Origin of the sequence: Xanthomonas sp. CFBP 8443 (assembly GCF_025666195.1) — a bacterium.
Taxonomy (GTDB): domain Bacteria; phylum Pseudomonadota; class Gammaproteobacteria; order Xanthomonadales; family Xanthomonadaceae; genus Xanthomonas_A.
The window spans coordinates 2,797,707-2,815,006 of the sequence record NZ_CP102592.1 but is presented as its reverse complement, the minus strand read 5'-3'; the positions used below and the strand labels follow the sequence as shown (position 1 = coordinate 2,815,006).

Here is a 17,300-nt window from a genome sequence, read left to right as displayed (position 1 = left end):
ACCAGGGGTGATTGCCTTACAGCGCCTCGATGATGCCGGCCGCGCCCATGCCGGTGCCGATGCACATGGTGACCATGCCGTACTTCTGCTGGCGGCGGCGCAGGCCGTGCACCAGCGTGGCGGTGCGGATCGCACCGGTGGCGCCGAGCGGATGGCCGAGTGCGATCGCGCCGCCCAGCGGATTGACCTTGGACGGGTCCAGGCCGCTGTCGCGGATCACCGCCAGCGACTGCGCGGCGAAGGCTTCGTTGAGTTCGATCCAGTCGATCTGGTCCTTGCTCAGGCCGGCCTGCTTGAGCGCCTTGGGAATCGCCGCGATCGGGCCGATGCCCATCACTTCCGGACGCACGCCGGCGACCGAGAAGCTGACGAAGCGGGCGAGGGGGGTCAGGCCGTAGTCCTTGATCGCCTGCTCGGAGGCCAGCAGCACCGCACCGGCGCCGTCGCTCATCTGCGAGGAGTTGCCGGCGGTGACGCTGCCGCCGAACTGGCCGTTGCGGAACACCGGGCGCAGCTTGGCCAGGCCTTCGATCGAGCTGTCCGGGCGCGGACCTTCGTCGGTGTCGACCAGGCGCTTGCGCAGCGCGATGACGTTGCCGGCCAGGTCGGGCTGGTGCGACAGGATCTCGTACGGGGTGATCTCGTCGCGGAACTCGCCGGCGGCGATCGCGGCGATGGCCTTCTGGTGCGAAGCCAGCGCGAACGCGTCCTGGTCCTCGCGCGACACCTTCCATTCCTCGGCCACCTTCTCGGCGGTGATGCCCATGCCGTAGGCGATGGCCACGTGGTCGTCGGCGAACACGCTCGGCGACAGCGCGACCTTGTTGCCCATCATCGGCACCATCGACATCGACTCGGTGCCGCCGGCCAGCATCAGGTCGGCGTTGCCCAGGCGGATCTGGTCCGCGGCCAGCGCCACGGCCTGGATGCCGGAGGAGCAGAAGCGGTTGATGGTCTGCCCGGCCACCGAGTTCGGCAGCCCGGCCAGCAGCACGCCGATGCGCGCCACGTTCATGCCTTGCTCGCCCTCGGGCATCGCGCAGCCGATAATCGCATCGTCGATGCGCGAGGTGTCGATGCCCGGCGCCTGCGCGACCACCCCGCGCAGCACGTGCGCCAGCATGTCGTCCGGGCGGGTATTGCGGAACACGCCCTTGGGCGCCTTGCCGACCGGTGTGCGGGTGGCGGCGACGATGTAGGCGTCTTGGATTTGTCTGGTCATTTGGGGAGTCTCGAATGGCTGGAAGTTTGCTGGTTCGGGACCGGGGACCCGGGACCAGGGACCCGGAAAGTCAAAAGCGTCGCTCCGCTCCTGCCTTTCCGGGTCCCCGGTCCCTGGTCCCTGGTCCCGTCTTCAATCAGTTCCGCAAGGGTTTGCCCGTCTTCAGCATGTGCCCGATCCGCGCCTGGGTCTTTTCCTGCTGGGCCAGTTCGACGAAGTGCTTGCGCTCGAGCTTGAGCAGCCATTCCTCGTCGACCAGCGCGCCGCGATCGACTTCGCCGCCGCACAGCACGGTGGCGATGCGGGTGGCGATCTCGTAGTCGTATTCGCTGATGAAGCGGCCTTCCAGCATGTTGACCAGCAGCATCTTGAAGGTGGCGATGCCGACGTCGCCGGCGACCTGGATGCGCCGTGCCGGCAGCGGCGGGCGGTAGCCGCCTTCGGCCAGCGCGCGCGCTTCGGCCTTGGCGATGTACAGCGCCTCGTAGCTGTTGAACACGACCTTGTCGGTGCCGCGCAGCAGGCCCAGTTCCTTGGCGTTGACCGCCGAGGTGGAGACCTTGGCCATCGCCACGGTCTCGAAGGTCTTCTTCAGCTCGGCGAACACGTCGCCGCCCGGACCGGCCGCCTGCGAGGCGCGCACCGCGATTTCCTTCAGGCCGCCGCCGGCCGGCAGCAGGCCGACGCCGGCCTCGACCAGGCCGATGTAGCTTTCCAGCGCGGCCACGGTCTTGGCGCTGTGCATCTGGAACTCGCAGCCACCGCCCAGGGCCAGGCCGCGCACCGCCGCGACCACCGGCACCAGCGAATACTTGATGCGCTGGCTGGTGGCCTGGAAGTTGGCGACCATCGCCTCGAACGCATCGACCTTGCCGGCCTGCAGCAGGCCGAGCGCGCCGGCCAGGTCGGCGCCGGCGGAGAAGGGTTCCTTCTGCTGCCAGATCACCAGGCCCTTGAAGCCCTTCTCGGCGCGGCCCACCGCTTCCTGCAGGCCGTCGAGGACCTGGTCGGAGACGGTGTTCATCTTGGTCTTGAAGCTGACCACGGCGATGTCGTCGCCGTCGTGCCACAGGCGCAGACCGTCGTTCTCGAACACGGTCTCGCCCGGCGCGAACTTCTCGCCCAGCAGCGGATCGGGGAAGCGCTGGCGCTGGTACACCGGCAGCGCCGAGCGCGGCAGCTTGGCGTTGCGCGCCGGGCTGTAGCTGCCTTCGGCGGCGTGCACGCCGTCGCGACCGTCGAACACCCAGTCCGGCAGCGGCGCGCTGGACATGGTCTTGCCGGCGACGATGTCGTCGGCGATCCACTGCGCCACCTGCTTCCAGCCGGCGGCCTGCCAGGTCTCGAACGGACCCAGCGACCAGCCGTAGCCCCAGCGGATCGCCAGGTCCACGTCGCGTGCGGTTTCGGCGATGTCGGCCAGGTGATAGGCGCTGTAGTGGAACAGGTCGCGAAAGGTCGCCCACAGGAACTGCGCCTGCGGATGCTGGCTCTCGCGCAGCTTGGCGAACTTCTCGGCCGGGTTCTTGATCTTCAGGATCTCGACCACTTCCGGCGCCGCACCGCGGTCGGCCGGACGGTAATCCTGCTTCTCAAGGTCCAGCACCACGATGTCCTTGCCGACTTTGCGGAAGATGCCGGCGCCGACCTTCTGGCCGAGCGCGCCCTTGCCGATCAGCGCGTCCAGCCACTTCGGCGCAGCGAAGTACTGGTGCCACGGATCGTCGGGCAGGGTGTCGGCCATGGTCTTGATGACGTGGGCCATGGTGTCCAGGCCGACCACGTCGGAGGTGCGGTAGGTCGCCGACTTCGGCCGCCCGACCAGCGGGCCGGTCAGCGCGTCGACTTCGTCGAAGCCTAGGCCGGACTGCGCGGTGTGGTGGATGGTGGACAGGATCGAGAACACGCCGATGCGGTTGCCGATGAAATTCGGGGTGTCCTTGGCGTAGACCACGCCCTTGCCCAGAGTGGTGACCAGGAACGCTTCCAGGCCTTCCAGCACCGCCGCGTCGGTGCCCTTGGCCGGGATCAGCTCGGCCAGGTGCATGTAGCGCGGCGGGTTGAAGAAGTGCACGCCGCAGAAGCGGTGGCGCAGTTGCTCGGGCAGCACGTCGGACAGCTTGTTGATGCCCAGGCCGGAGGTGTTGGACGCCAGCACCGCGTGATCGGCCACGAACGGGGCGATCTTCTTGTACAGGTCCTGCTTCCAGTCCATGCGCTCGGCGATGGCTTCGATGATCAGGTCGCAGCCGCGCAGCTGCTCCAGGCCGGACTCGTAGTTGGCCGGGGTGATCGCCTCGGCCAGCGACGGGCTGGCCAGCGGCGCCGGGCTCAGCTTGGTCAGGTTGGCGATGGCCTTGAGCACGATGCCGTCGGGATGGCCATCCTTGGCGGGAAGGTCGAACAGGACGGTGTCGACGCCGGCGTTGGTCAGGTGCGCAGCGATCTGCGCGCCCATCACGCCCGCGCCCAGGACGGCAGCACGGCGGACTAGCAGGGGGTTGGACATAGCGATCAGCCTCTGTGGGTCAACGATTGCGGGTTCGGGTCTGGAAGCAGCGGGTGTGGCGAAACGGTTCTTTCGGATCAGGGCACGGCGCGGGCCAGGAAGCCCGCTTCGGCGAAACGGATCAGTTCGCGCGCGGCGTGGGCGCGGTGCGCGCCTTCGCTGACGCCGGCGGGGCGCTTGATCAGGCCGAAGTCGGCCATGGCGTAGGTCAGGGCACCGGCCAGGAAATCCAGGCGCCAATAGAGTTCTTCCTTGCTCAGCTCGGGCACGCAGACGGCGATGGCCTTGCCGAATTCGCGCAGTACATGGCCGTAGTGGTCGGACAGGAACTGGCGCAGGCTGTCGTTCTTCTCGGCGTAGGCGCGGGCGATCACGCGCACGAAGGCGCCGCCGCTCTGGCGGTCCTGGGCCATCGCCAGCGCCGGCTCCACGAACGCGGCCAGCACCGGGCCGAGCTGGCCCGGATGTTGGCGCTGGGCGGCTTCCAGCTGCGCCAGGCGCGCCGCGGTCATCTCGTCCATGCGCCGCCGGAACACCTCGTTGACCAGGTTTTCCTTGGAGCCGAAGTGGTAGTTCACCGCGGCGATGTTGACGTCGGCCTGGCTGGTCACCTGGCGCAGCGAGGTGCCGGTGAAGCCGTGCTGGGCGAACAGTTCCTCGGCCGCGCTGAGGATGCGGTCCTTGGTGGAGAAGTGCGCTTGCTTTGCCATGCGGCCGCCGGAATCAATCAAACGATTGTTTGAGTCTAGGCCTCGCCGCCGGGTGCGTCATGTTGCGGTGCAGCACGATTCAGCCGGCGCCCGTGCAAACCCCGCTGCGATTGGATAGAATTGTCCATCGCAATTCTGGCTAAGCCCGCGTTTTGACGCGGGTTTTTTTCATGCTAACCTCGGGCCGTCTAGTGGCCCGCCCAACGGAGAACTTCCCATGGCGCTGGAGCGCACCCTGTCCATCATCAAGCCCGATGCCGTCGCCAAGAACGTCATCGGCGAGATCTATTCCCGCTTCGAGAAGGCCGGCCTGAAGGTCGTGGCCGCCAAGTACAAGCAGCTGTCGCGCCGCGAGGCCGAGGGCTTCTACGCCGTGCACCGCGAGCGTCCGTTCTTCAACGCGCTGGTCGAGTTCATGATCTCCGGCCCGGTGATGATCCAGGCGCTGGAAGGCGAGAACGCCGTGGCCGCGCACCGCGACCTGCTCGGCGCCACCAACCCGAAGGATGCCGCGCCGGGCACCATCCGCGCCGATTTCGCCGACTCGATCGACGCCAACGCCGCGCACGGTTCCGATTCGGTCGAGAACGCCGCCAACGAAGTGGCGTATTTCTTCGCCGCCACCGAAGTGGTTTCGCGCTAAGAGGTCATCGTGAACGAGGTCGTCCACACTCCGTTGGCGCTCGCCGATCCGATCCGGACCGGCGCGGTAGCCAAGCAGAACCTGCTCGACCTCGATCGCGAGGGCCTGGAGCGTTTCTTCGCCGAGACCCTCGGCGAAGCGCGCTACCGCGCCCACCAGGTGATGAAGTGGATCCACCACCGCTACGTCACCGACTTCGACCAGATGACCGACCTCGGCAAGGCGCTGCGCGCCAAGCTGCAGCAGCATGCCGAGGTCGTCGTCCCCAACATCGTGTTCGACAAGCCGTCCACCGACGGGACCCACAAGTGGCTGCTGGCCATGGGCACCGACGGCAAGAACGCGATCGAGACCGTGTACATCCCCGACAAGGGCCGCGGCACGCTGTGCGTGTCGTCGCAGGTCGGCTGCGCGCTGAACTGCACGTTCTGTTCGACCGCCACCCAGGGCTTCAACCGCAACCTGTCCACCGCCGAGATCATCGGCCAGGTGTGGGTCGCGGCGCGGCACCTGGGCAACGTGCCGCACCAGCAGCGCCGTCTCACCAACGTGGTGATGATGGGCATGGGCGAGCCGCTGATGAATTTCGACAACGTCGTGCGCGCGATGAGCGTGATGCGCGACGACCTGGGCTACGGCCTGGCCAACAAGCGGGTGACGCTGTCGACCTCCGGCCTGGTGCCGATGATCGATCGCCTGTCCACCGAGAGCGACGTGTCGCTGGCGGTTTCGCTGCACGCGGCCGACGACGCGCTGCGCGAGACGCTGGTGCCGCTCAACAAGAAGTACCCGGTCGCCGAACTGATGGCCGCCTGCGCGCGCTACCTGCGCGCCAACAAGCGCCGCGAGTCGGTGACCTTCGAATACACGCTGATGAAGGGCATCAACGACCAGCCCGAGCACGCGCGGCAGCTGGCGCGGCTGATGCGCCAGTTCGACAATGCGGTGCAGGCCAAGGACGCGGGCAAGGTCAATCTGATCCCGTTCAATCCGTTCCCGGGCACGCGCTACGAGCGTTCCGGCGATACCGAGATCCGCGCGTTCCAGAAGATCCTGCTCGATGCGCAGGTGCTGACCATGGTGCGGCGCACGCGCGGCGACGACATCGATGCGGCATGCGGCCAGCTCAAGGGGCAGGTCATGGACCGCACGCGCCGCCAGGCCGACTTCCAGCGCGAGTTGCAGACGCGGGCGGACCGGGATGCGGCGGCCTAGCCATCCTCTGGCCATCGCCGGATTGAGCGTGGCGCTGCTGGCGCTGCTGGCGCTGTCGGCTTGCGCCGGGCGCAGCAGCACGCCGGGCAAGCTGCGCAGCGTCGAGCAGGTGGCGCCGGACTACGATTTCCGCGACGACGGTGCGGTCAAGGCGCGCTACGCGCTGCAGGAGCAGTTGGGCCTGGCCGGCAACCGGCTCAGCGGCGGCGATCTGGCCGGCGCCGAGGACCATGCGCGCAAGGCGTTGGCGCTGGCGCCGGATTCGGTGCAGGCGCAGACCTTGCTGGCCGTCGTCGCCGACCGCCGCGGCAATGCCGCCGCGGCCGGCGAGCACTACCGCAAGGCCGCCGAGCTGGCGCCGAACCGCGGCGAGACCTTGAACAACTACGGTGCCTGGCTATGCGCCAACGGCGCCGTCGCCGAATCGCTGCAATGGTTCGACCGCGCCCTGGCGGCGCCGGGCTACGCCACACCGGCGTCGGCCCTGGCCAATGCCGGCGGTTGCGCGCTGCAGATCGGCCAGCGCGAACGCGGCGCGCGCGACCTGCGCAAGGCGCTGGCGCTGGAGCCGGGCAATGCGTACGCGTTGGAAGCGATGGCGCGCGACGAAGCGGCGCAGGCGCGCTTTTTTCAGGCGCGCGCGTTCTCCGAACGGCGTTTGTCGGCTGCGCCGGCCACCGCATCCGTGTTACAACTTGCTATTCAGATTGAACAAGGGCTGGGCGACAGGGCTGCCGCCGGCCGTTACCAACAGCGGTTGCGCAAGGAGTTTCCCGACGCCGCGACCACGACTCCCGGGGCTAGTGCATTGTGATCAGCGATTCCAATCCGAACGCTTTCGACGGCGCCAAAGGTTGCGGACAACACCTCCGCGAAGCGCGCGAAGCGGCGGGCCTGAGCATCGACGACGTCGGTAGCCGCTTGCGCATGCCGGTGCACGTGGTCCGTGCGCTGGAAGAGGAGCAGTGGCAGCGCCTCGGCGCGCCGGTGTTCGTGCGCGGGCAGTTGCGCAGCTACGCGCGCCTGCTCAAGGTGGATCTGGAACCGCTGCTGGAGAGTGCGCACCTGGCGCCGGTGCAGCCGGTGGAGCTGATCAGCCACACCCATACGCCGCCGCTGCGGCGCATGCTCGAGAGCGCCACCCGGCGCCTGGTGTACGTGGTGATCACCGCCGGACTGGCGGTGCCGGTCTGGTATGCGACCCGCACCCATTTCGCCGAGGACGGCCCGAGCACCGCGTCGCTGGACGTGGTCCCGGCCGCCCCGGGCGACGTTGCACAGCCTGCGCCGTCCGGCCCAGGCAACCACGCCGCAGCCGCCGCGCCGGTCGACCGCGCCGCGCCCAGCGCCGCGCCATACATCGCCTCGCTGACCCCGCTGCCGCGCGTCTCCAGCGAAACCGAACGCGTCTCCGGCACGGCGCAAAAGCCTGGCCTGAGCCTGTCGTTCCAGGGCGACAGCTGGGTGCAGATCATCGCGGCCGACGGCACGCCGCTGGAAAAAGCCTTGCTGAAAGCGGGCGAGAAGCGCGACTACGCGCCGGGCCAGGTGAGCCGCATCGTGCTCGGCAATGCGTCGGCGGTCCAGGTTCAGCAATCCGGTAGTACCGTGGATCTGACCCCGTACAAGCGCGCGAACGTGGCCCGCTTTGCGGTATCCTCTGACGGTTCCGTGGTGCCAGCGTCCGAGTGACGGCGGCGCGGTTCCTCAATCTCAACATTCCATGTCCCGTCGTTGCGGCGGGGCGAGAGTACGCATGGCGATCGACGACCTGCTCGACGAGCACGAACAAAGCGAACGCGTCCGCACTTGGCTCAGGAAAAACGGCGCCGGCCTGATCGGCGGCATTGCCCTGGGCATCGGCGCGATCATTGGCTGGCAGTGGTGGACCAAGCAGCATTCCAGCGACCTGGCGCAGGCCAATGCCCGCTACGACGCCGTGCTCAAGAGCATCCAGGCCAATCAGTTGGACAAGGCGGGCAAGGACATGGCGGCGCTGCAGCAGGGCCCGGCCAACATCTATGCCGAGCTGGCCGCGTTGCGCCTGGCCAAGGCGCATGCCGACGCCGGCAAGTACGACCAGGCCCTGGCGACGCTGCGCGGGCTCAAGACCGAGGGCGAACTGAAGCTGCTGGTCGACCAGCGCGTGGCGCGGCTGCTGATCCAGACCGGCAAGAGCGACGAAGCGCTGAAGCTGCTGGCCTCGGCCGACGACAACCAGAGCCTGGAGATCCGCGGCGATGCGCTGATCGCGCAGGGCAAGCGCGATGCGGCACGCGATGCGTACGCCAAGTCGTTGACCACCCTGGACGTGGCGGCGCCGCAACGGCGACTGCTGGAAACGAAATTGATGGATGCGGGCGGCACCGTGCCGAATCCTGCGGAGCCGATCTGATGAAGGTAGTCATGTTCAAGCGCATCGCGACAGTCGCCCTGCTGGGTCTGGCGCTGTCCGGCTGCAGCACGGTCAAGGGCTGGTTCGCGGGCAAGGATGCGGCCGCCAAGAAGGCCGCCGAGCCGGCCGAGCTGGTCGATTTCAAGCCGTCGGTGAAGATCGCCAAGCTGTGGTCCACCGATGCCGGCAAGGGCGAGCAGCGCATCGGCGTGCGCCAGCATCCGGCGGTGGCAGACGGCAAGGTGTACCTGGCCGCGACCTCCGGTTCGGTCTACGCGCTGGACCTGCAGACCGGCAAGACGCTGTGGGAATACGACGCCAAGAAGGCGCGCAAGGAGCGTCTGTCGCAGGTCCAGGAGCAGCCGGAGAGCCAGGTCGAGGGCGAGTCCAGCAAGGGCCTGACCAAGGACGAGCGCGCCGCCTACAAGCAGCGCCTGCGCAACGAGAAGCAGCAGGCCAAGGAACGCAAGCGGCTGGAGAAGAACCGTCCGCTGCCGCGCTTCGCCGGCGGTCCTGGCGTGGGCGAGGGGCTGGTGGTGGTGGGTGGCCTGAATGGCGAAGTGGTCGCGCTCGACGCGGCCAGCGGCACCGAGAAGTGGCGCGCCAAGGTCCCCAACGAAGTGATCGCCGCGCCGGTGGTCTCGCAGAACATGGTGTTCGTGCGCAGCAACGACGGCCACGTCACCGCCTTCGATGCGGTCACCGGGCAGCAGCGCTGGTTCCACACGCAGGAACTGCCGACCCTGACCGTGCGCGGCAACGCGCCGGTGGTGTCCGGCCCGGGTGTGCTGTTCGTCGGCAACGACGACGGCACGCTGGCGGCGCTGGCGATGCAGGACGGGCGCGTGCTGTGGGAGCAGACCGTCGGCGTGCCGGAAGGCCGTACCGAGCTGGAGCGCATGTCCGACGTGGACGGCGCGCCGGTGCTGGACGGCACCACCCTGTACGCGGCCAGCTTCAAGAACCAGACCGTGGCGCTGGAAGGCCCGAGCGGGCGTCCGTTGTGGACCCGCGACCATGGCAGCGCCGGCGGTGTCGGCGTCAGTTCCAGCAGCGTGGTGGTGGCCGACAACGCCGGTTCGGTGTGGGCGCTGGACAAGGCCTCCGGCTCGGCGACCTGGTCGCAGCCGGCGCTGGCGCGGCGCTCGTTGACCGGCGTGGCGATCCAGGGCGACTACGCCGTGGTCGGCGACTACAAGGGTTATCTGCATTGGTTGAAGCTCGACAACGGCGAGATCGCCGCACGCGAGCGAGTGGGACGCAAGGCGCTGGTAGCGCAGCCGGTGGTAGCCGATGGCATCCTGCTGGTCCAGAACACGAAAGGCGACCTGACCGCGTTCCGGTTGGGTCAATAAAGGAAGGGAATTCGCGATGCTGCCGCTGGTCGCCCTGGTTGGACGGCCGAATGTCGGCAAGTCCACGCTGTTCAACGCGCTCACGCGCAGCCGCGACGCGTTGGTCCATGACCAGCCCGGCGTCACCCGCGATCGCAACTATGGGGTCTGCCGGCTGGAGCCGGAAACCCCGTTCGTGATCGTCGACACCGGCGGCATCTCCGGCGAGGAGGAAGGCCTGGCCGGCGCCACTGCGGACCAGGCACGCTCTGCCGCCGGTGAGGCGGACCTGGTGCTGTTCGTGGTCGACGGACGCGAGGGTTCGTCCTCGCTCGACGACGAGATCCTCGCCTGGCTGCGCAAGCTGGCGCGGCCGACGCTGTTGCTGATCAACAAGATCGACGGTACCGACGAGGATCAGGTCCGCGCCGAGTTCGCGCGCTATGGCCTGGGCGAGGCGATCGCGGTCTCCGCCGCGCATCGCCACGGCATCGACGACCTGCTCGAGGAAGTGCTGTCGCGCTTGCCGGAAGAGGGCGCCGGCGCGACGCTGGACACCGATCCCGCACGCATGCGCATCGCCTTCGTCGGCCGTCCCAACGTCGGCAAGTCGACGCTGGTCAACCGGCTGCTCGGCGAAGAGCGGATGATCGCCTCCGAAGTGCCGGGAACCACCCGCGACTCGATCGCGGTCGACCTGCAGCGCGACGACCGCCTGTACCGGCTGATCGACACCGCCGGCCTGCGCCGCCGCGGCCGGGTCGAGGAGGCGGTGGAGAAGTTCAGCGTGTTCAAGACGCTGCAGGCGATCGAGCAATGCGAGGTCGCGGTGCTGCTGCTCGACGCCACCGAAGGCGTTACCGACCAGGACGCCAGCGTGCTCGGTGCGATCCTGGACGCCGGCCGCGCCCTGGTGGTTGCCGTCAACAAGTGGGACGGGCTCACCGACTACCAGCGCGAGCAGGCCGAAGCCTTGCTGTCGCGCAAGCTCGGCTTCGTGCCCTGGGCCGAAGCGGTGCGGATCTCGGCCAAGCATGGCTCCGGCCTGCGCGAGCTGTTCCGCTCGATCCACAACGCGCATGCCTCGGCGACCCGTGTGTTCAGCACCAGCGAAGTCAACCAGGCGCTGGAAGTGGCCTACGAGACCAATCCGCCGCCGAGCATCCGCGGCCATGTCTCCAAGCTGCGCTACGTGCATCCGGGCGGCAGCAATCCGCCGACCTTCATCGTCCACGGCACGCGCCTGAAGGTGTTGCCGGAGTCGTACAAGCGCTACCTGGAAAACTTCTTCCGCAAGCGCTTCAAGCTGGTCGGCACGCCGGTGCGCTTCATGTTCCGCGAAGGCGCCAATCCGTACGAAGGCAAGAAGAACGTGCTGACCGAGCGCCAGGTCGCCAAGAAGCGGCGCCTGATGAAGCACGTCCGCGGCAAGTAGCCGAATGGACGCGCGGCGCGAGGTCACGCTGGGGATCCTGGCCGGCGGCCGCGCGCAACGCCTGGGCGGCCGCGACAAGGCCTGGCTGCAACGCGACGGGCAACCGCTGGTGCTGGGCCTGGCGCAGGCGCTGGCGCCGTCGGTGGCGGCGGTGCTGGTCAGCGCAAACCGCATGCTGCCGCGCTATGCCGCCGCCGGATTGCGCGCGGTGCCCGATCGGCTCGTCGCGCCCGCGGGCGCCGAACGTTCGCTGGGGCCGATCGCCGGCCTGGATGCCTTGGCCGCAGTCTGCGCGACGCCCTGGCTGCTGACCCTGCCGGTGGACCTGTGCCGGTTGCCGCCGGCATTGCTGGCCAAGCTGATCGCCGCCAGCGGCCCCGGTGCCGGCGCCTATGCCGAGGACGACGACGGCGTGCAGCCGCTGGTGGCGCTGTATCGCCTCGACGCGTTGCGTCCCGCACTGGCAGCGGCGCTGACGACCGCGCGCTACGCACCGAGCGTCCTGCAACAGCGGTTGGCAATGGTTCGCGTACGCCTGCCCGGGGTGAGGCTCGGCAACCTCAACACGCCGCAGGATCTGCACGCAGCAGGTATCCTGCCGGCGCCATGAACGACTATCCCACCCGCATCGCCTATTCCGAGGCGCTGGCCATCGTCGCCGCCGTCGCCCAGTCGCGACCGTTGCCGGCCGAACGCCTGGCGCTGCCGCGCGCCGACGGCCGCATCCTGCTCGCGCCGCTGGACGCGCCGATCGACCTGCCGCCGTTCGCCAACAGCGCGATGGACGGTTTCGCGCTGCGTCACGCCGATCTGGATCCGGATGCGCCGAGCCTGCTGCGCCTGGCCGGCGAGCAGTTCGCCGGCGAGGACCTGCGGCAGGCGATCGGCGCCGGCGAGTGCCTGCGCATCACCACCGGTGCGCCGCTGCCGGCCGGTGCCGATACGGTGGTGATCAAGGAGAACGTGATCGAGCGCGACGGCCAGGTGCAGGTGCCGGCCGCACTCGTCGCCGGCGCGCACGTGCGCATGCGCGGAGAGGACGTGCGCGCCGGCGAGCGCGTGCTCGAGGCCGGCGTGGCGCTGACGCCGTCGCGGATCGGCCTGGCCGCCGCGCTCGGCGTGGCGCAATTGGCGGTAGCGTCGCGGCCGACGGTGGCGGTGTTCGCCACCGGCGACGAACTGGTCGAGCCGGGCATGCCGCTCAAGCCCGGGCAGATCTACAACAGCAACCGCGACATGCTGATGGCGCAGCTGCGCCTGCTCGGCCTGGAGCCGACCGCGTGGCCGACGCTGCCGGACGATCCGCAGCGGATCGAACGCATGCTGAGCGATGCCGCCTCGGCGTTCGACGTGGTGCTGACCTGCGGCGGCGTGTCCGCCGGCGAAAAAGACTACCTGCCGCGGCTGCTGGCCGAGCGCGGCCGCATCCATTTCTGGAAGGTGCGGATGCGCCCGGGCATGCCGCTGCTGTTCGGCGAGCTGGACCGTGCGCTGTTCCTGGGCCTGCCCGGCAATCCGGTGTCGGTGCTGGCCACCTTCCTGGCGATCGGGCGGCCGTTGCTGGACGCGCTGCAACAGCGCGCCGAGCCGCGCCCGCAATGGCGCGCGCGGCTGGCCTCGGGCTGGAACAAGCGCCACGACCGCCTGGAATTCCTGCGCGGACGCATGCGCTGCGACGCGCACGGCCAGCTGTGGGTGGAGCCGAACCCGGCCGACGGTTCGCATCGCCTGCGCGGCGCCGCCGACAGTGACGTGCTGCTGCGCCTGGACGAGGGCGCGCGCCAGTTCGAGGCCGGCGAAGTGGTCGAGGTGTTCGCGTACTGAGTCACGTGTGCGGTCGCCGGGCAGGTGAGCGCGTCAGATCGAGCGCGGGCTGTGGAGCGTCGCGCTACCTGAGTGACCGGCTGGCGACCTGTCGCTCTGGTGCGATCGAGATAGGCCGAGTCGCTCGATGTCGGCGAAGTGGTCGAAGTGTTCGCGTATTGAGCCGCGCGTTTGGTTACCCGGCAGGTGAGCGCGTCAGGACGAGTGAGGGCTGCGGAATGTCGTGCAGCCTACGCTGGCGGATTGGCTGCCTGCCACTCTGGTGCGATTGAGATAGGTGCGCCGCTTCGATGCTGGCGAGTGGTCGAGGTGTTCGCGTATTCGTTCCGCCGTGGGCCCGTGGGCCGCCGAAAGGCGCACGGCGGGTCGCGCGCGTGAGCAGGCGTTGCGCCGACCGGCCCCGGCCGCTGTGCTGCGGCCTGGGCACCTCGAGGCGATCGAGATGCGCCATGCAGCGCTTGGGTGAGGCGGAGCAGGGAAGGGCGAGGCGGCTTCCGCCCATCGGCCCACGCACGATGCGCTCCCGGACGTCCTGGCGCGAACGACGCGCCGCCGGTTTGCGCCGATAATGGGCGCATGAGCATCAGCGAACTGACCCCGCAGCAGGCCCGTGCGCGCATCGCCCAGGGCGCGCGGTTGATCGACGTGCGCGAGGAACACGAGCGCGCATCCGGCATGGCCGAGGACGCGCTCGGCGTGGCCCGCGCGCAACTGCAGGACGACCCGGCCGCGCATCTGGGCGCGGCCGACGCCGAGGTGATCCTGATCTGCCAGAGCGGCAAGCGTTCGCACGAGGCGGCGCTGTTCCTGCAGCGGGCCGGATATTCGAGAATCGCCTCGGTGCTGGGCGGCACCACACGCTGGCAGCGCGACGGCTTGCCGCTGCAGCGGCCGGCGTTGGCGCCGGAGCAGCAGGATTTCTTCGAGCGCTATTCGCGCCACCTGCGCCTGCCCGAGGTCGGCATCGAGGGCCAGCGGCGGCTGCAGGCGGCGCGCGTGCTGCTGGTCGGCGCCGGCGGGCTGGGCTCGCCGGCGGGCTTCTACCTGGCGGCGGCCGGAGTCGGCCAGCTGCGCATCGCCGACGACGACGTGGTCGACCGCAGCAACCTGCAACGGCAGATCCTGCACACGGAGGCGCGGATCGGGCAGCCCAAGGTGACCTCGGCGGCCGCGGCGCTGGGCGCGTTGAACCCGGGCGTGACGGTCGAGGCGGTGCGCGAACGGGTGACCGCGGCCAATGTCGAACGCCTGCTGCAGGACGTGGACGTGGTGCTCGACGGCTCGGACAATTTCCCGGCGCGCTATCTGCTCAACGATGCCTGCGTGAAGCTGGGCAAGCCGCTGGTGTACGGCGCGGTGCAGCGTTTCGAGGGCCAGGTCAGCGTGTTCGACGCCGGCCGCCGGCGAGGCCAGGCGCCATGCTACCGCTGTCTGTTTCCGGAGCCGCCGCCGCCGGAGTTCGCGCCCAGTTGCGCCGAGGCCGGCGTGCTCGGCGTGCTGCCCGGCATCGTCGGCCTGCTGCAGGCCAACGAGGTGCTGAAACTGCTGCTGGACATCGGCGAGCCGTTGCGCGGACGCCTGCTGTATTTCGACGCACTGACGATGCGTTTCCGCGAAACCCGCCTGGCCGCCGACCCGCAGTGCCCGCTATGCGCACCGGGGCAGGCGTTCCCCGGCTACATCGACTACGCGCGGTTCTGCAGCGCGGAAACCTGAGCCGGACGCGGAGCCGCCTTCGCTGGCACACAGTTGCAGTCAGTTGCGCGCAAACGTCACGAAGCAAAAAGCCCCTCTCCCCTCGGGAGAGGGGTTGGGGTGAGGGTCCGGCGCGAAGCGTCTCGTGGATTTGGGTACACGAGGCTGCGCCCGTACCCTCATCCGCCCCTGCGGGGCACCTTCTCCCAAAAAGGGGGCCATGGTCCCGCTGGGAGAAGGGAACAGCAACAGCCGACGCGCGCCTGCCTCCATGAAACACGAAGCGACTCCCGTCGCGACCACCGCGCCACCATGTCGCGCGCCGGCGCATGGGCTGGGGCCGTCCCGGCCTTGTGCGTAGAATCGGCGCATGACCAACGCAGTCGACAGCAGTGAATTGATCAAGGTGGTGGCGCTGCTCGGCGCCGCGGTGGTGGCGGTGCCGGTGTTCCGTCGCCTGGGCCTGGGCTCGGTGCTCGGCTATCTTGCCGCGGGCCTGGCGATCGGGCCGTTCGGCCTGGGCTGGTTCGCCGATCCGCAGGCGATCCTGCATGTGGCCGAACTGGGCGTGGTGATGTTCCTGTTCGTGATCGGGCTGGAGATGCGGCCGTCGCATCTGTGGAGCCTGCGCAAGCAGATCTTCGGCCTGGGCACGCTGCAGATCGCAGTCTGCGCCGCGGTGCTGACCGGGGTCGGACTGGGCCTGGGCATGCCGCTGCCGGTGGCCTTCATCGCCGCGTCCGGATTCGTGCTCACCTCCACCGCGGTGGTGATGCAATTGCTCGGCGAGCGCGGCGACATCGCCTTGCCGGCCGGGCAGAAGATCGTCGCGATCCTGCTGTTCGAGGACTTGCTGATCGTGCCGCTGCTGGCGGTGGTGGCATGGATGGCGCCGCTGCCGGCGATGCCGGACGCGCCGTCGCGCTGGGTCGGCATCGGCGTGGGCGCCGCGGCGATCGTCGGCTTGCTGGTGGCCGGACGCTGGCTGCTGAACCCGCTGTTCCGGCTGCTGGCCGCGGCCAAGGCGCGCGAAGTGATGACCGCCGCGGCGCTGCTGGTGGTGCTGGGCGCGGCGCTGCTGATGCAGCTCGGCGGGCTGTCGATGGCGATGGGCGCGTTCCTGGCCGGGGTGCTGCTGTCCGAGTCCACCTTCCGTCACCAGATCGAGGCCGACATCGAGCCGTTCCGCGGCATCCTGCTGGGGCTGTTCTTCCTCGGCGTGGGCATGGCCTTGAACCTCGCCGTGGTCGCGCAGAACTGGCCGCTGATCCTCAGCGGCGTGCTCGCGTTCATGGCCGCCAAGGCCGCCTGCATCTACCTGGTCGCGCGCGTCACCGGCAGCGGCAACGCGCAGGCGTTGGACCGCGGCGTGCTGATGGCGCAGGGCGGCGAGTTCGCGTTCGTGCTGTTCGCCGCGGCCGGCGCGGCCGGGGTCATCGATGCCCGGGTCAACGCCAACCTGACCGCGATCGTGGTGCTGTCGATGGCGCTGACCCCGCTGTTCGTGCTGCTGTACCGGCGCTGGGCGCCGGTGGAGGCGCCGTCGCTGGACGGCGTGGAAGCGGCCGACGGACTCACCGGCAGCGTGCTGATCATCGGCTTCGGCCGCTTCGGCCAGGTCGCCAGCCAGTCGCTGCTGGCGCGCGACGTGGACGTGACCATCATCGACAACGACATCGAGATGATCCAGAGCGCGGCCGAGTTCGGCTTCAAGATCTATTACGGCGACGGCACCCGCCTGGACGTGCTGCATGCCTCCGGCGCGCACAGCGTGCGCGCGATCGCGGTATGCATCGACAATCGCGAGGCGGCCAACCGCATCGTGGAACTGGCCACGCAGGAGTTCCCGCACGCCAAGTTGCTGGTGCGATCGTACGACCGCGAGCATGCGCTGAAACTGATCGCCGCCGGCGTGGACTACCAGATCCGCGAGACCTTCGAATCGGCGGTGGAATTCGGCCAGGCCGCGTTGATCGAACTGGGCATGGCCGAGGACGAGGCCGCGGGCATCGCCCGCGAGATCCGCCGCCGCGACGCCGAGCGCCTGGAGCTGGAGATCGCCGCCGGCGACGTGCGCGCCGGCAGCGGCCTGATGTACGGCAACGCCGTCCCGACCGTGCCCAAGCCGACGCCGTTCACCCCGCCGCGGCGCGAGAGCCGCACGCTCAATCCGGAAGCGGTGCCGGAAGACGCGCCGTCGGGGCAGGGCGACTAGGGCAGGGCGCTGCCCCGCAACGGGACGCTGCGCTCCATTCGTCGGCGAGTGGCCGACGTTCAAGGATCCATCCGGAAGAGGCCTATTAGGGCCGGGCCGAACA

Annotated in this window: 14 protein-coding genes; 11 read left to right on the top strand and 3 right to left on the bottom strand. The window is 69.2% G+C overall.

Annotated elements, in window-relative coordinates; all coding sequences use genetic code 11:
• Window positions 1–16: 16 nt before the first annotated feature.
• The 3 genes from NUG20_RS11705 to NUG20_RS11695 form a co-directional block, all read right to left on the bottom strand.
• The gene (locus NUG20_RS11705; RefSeq protein ID WP_263394662.1) at window positions 17–1,222 is read right to left on the bottom strand and encodes an acetyl-CoA C-acyltransferase; all 1,206 of its coding nucleotides are present in this window, start codon (window positions 1,220–1,222) and stop codon (window positions 17–19) included.
• A 136-nt stretch (window positions 1,223–1,358) separates the two neighbouring features.
• Window positions 1,359–3,731, bottom strand: coding sequence for a 3-hydroxyacyl-CoA dehydrogenase/enoyl-CoA hydratase family protein (locus tag NUG20_RS11700; RefSeq protein ID WP_263394661.1), 2,373 nt, complete (start codon window positions 3,729–3,731; stop codon window positions 1,359–1,361).
• Between the two features lie 77 nt (window positions 3,732–3,808).
• Entirely contained in the window at window positions 3,809–4,441 is a 633-nt protein-coding gene (locus NUG20_RS11695) for a TetR/AcrR family transcriptional regulator (protein WP_263394660.1), read from the bottom strand.
• A gap of 217 nt (window positions 4,442–4,658) precedes the next feature.
• Here NUG20_RS11695 and ndk point away from each other — a divergent pair, with 217 nt between their 5' ends.
• From ndk to NUG20_RS11640, 11 genes are all read left to right on the top strand, one after another.
• Window positions 4,659–5,084, top strand: a complete 426-nt coding sequence (ndk, locus tag NUG20_RS11690) for a nucleoside-diphosphate kinase (RefSeq protein WP_002812972.1) — start codon at window positions 4,659–4,661, stop codon at window positions 5,082–5,084.
• 33 nt (window positions 5,085–5,117) lie between these two features.
• Entirely contained in the window at window positions 5,118–6,299 is a 1,182-nt protein-coding gene (gene rlmN / locus NUG20_RS11685; RefSeq protein ID WP_263398464.1) for a dual-specificity RNA methyltransferase RlmN, read from the top strand.
• A gap of 13 nt (window positions 6,300–6,312) precedes the next feature.
• Window positions 6,313–7,113: a type IV pilus biogenesis/stability protein PilW gene (gene pilW / locus NUG20_RS11680; RefSeq protein ID WP_263398463.1), complete on the top strand. Its 801-nt coding sequence runs from the start codon at window positions 6,313–6,315 to the stop codon at window positions 7,111–7,113.
• Window positions 7,110–7,991, top strand: coding sequence for a RodZ domain-containing protein (locus NUG20_RS11675; protein ID WP_263394659.1), 882 nt, complete (start codon window positions 7,110–7,112; stop codon window positions 7,989–7,991). Before pilW ends, NUG20_RS11675 begins: the two co-directional genes overlap by 4 nt.
• A gap of 64 nt (window positions 7,992–8,055) precedes the next feature.
• Window positions 8,056–8,694 carry a YfgM family protein gene (locus NUG20_RS11670; RefSeq protein WP_263394658.1) on the top strand — a complete coding sequence of 213 codons (639 nt, stop codon included), beginning with the start codon at window positions 8,056–8,058 and terminating at the stop codon, window positions 8,692–8,694.
• On the top strand, window positions 8,691–10,049 hold the full coding sequence (gene bamB, locus NUG20_RS11665; RefSeq protein ID WP_263398462.1) for an outer membrane protein assembly factor BamB: 1,359 nt from the start codon (window positions 8,691–8,693) through the stop codon (window positions 10,047–10,049). The genes NUG20_RS11670 and bamB overlap by 4 nt, the downstream gene beginning before the upstream one ends.
• 16 nt (window positions 10,050–10,065) lie before the next feature.
• Window positions 10,066–11,463 carry a ribosome biogenesis GTPase Der gene (gene der, locus NUG20_RS11660; protein WP_263394657.1) on the top strand — a complete coding sequence of 466 codons (1,398 nt, stop codon included), beginning with the start codon at window positions 10,066–10,068 and terminating at the stop codon, window positions 11,461–11,463.
• Between the two features lie 4 nt (window positions 11,464–11,467).
• The gene (locus tag NUG20_RS11655) at window positions 11,468–12,073 is read left to right on the top strand and encodes a molybdenum cofactor guanylyltransferase (protein ID WP_263394656.1); all 606 of its coding nucleotides are present in this window, start codon (window positions 11,468–11,470) and stop codon (window positions 12,071–12,073) included.
• The gene (glp, locus tag NUG20_RS11650) at window positions 12,070–13,287 is read left to right on the top strand and encodes a molybdopterin molybdotransferase MoeA (protein WP_263394655.1); all 1,218 of its coding nucleotides are present in this window, start codon (window positions 12,070–12,072) and stop codon (window positions 13,285–13,287) included. Before NUG20_RS11655 ends, glp begins: the two co-directional genes overlap by 4 nt.
• A gap of 576 nt (window positions 13,288–13,863) precedes the next feature.
• Window positions 13,864–15,003, top strand: a complete 1,140-nt coding sequence (moeB, locus tag NUG20_RS11645; protein WP_263394654.1) for a molybdopterin-synthase adenylyltransferase MoeB — start codon at window positions 13,864–13,866, stop codon at window positions 15,001–15,003.
• Between the two features lie 349 nt (window positions 15,004–15,352).
• Window positions 15,353–17,197, top strand: a complete 1,845-nt coding sequence (locus tag NUG20_RS11640) for a monovalent cation:proton antiporter-2 (CPA2) family protein (protein WP_263394653.1) — start codon at window positions 15,353–15,355, stop codon at window positions 17,195–17,197.
• Window positions 17,198–17,300: the final 103 nt, after the last annotated feature.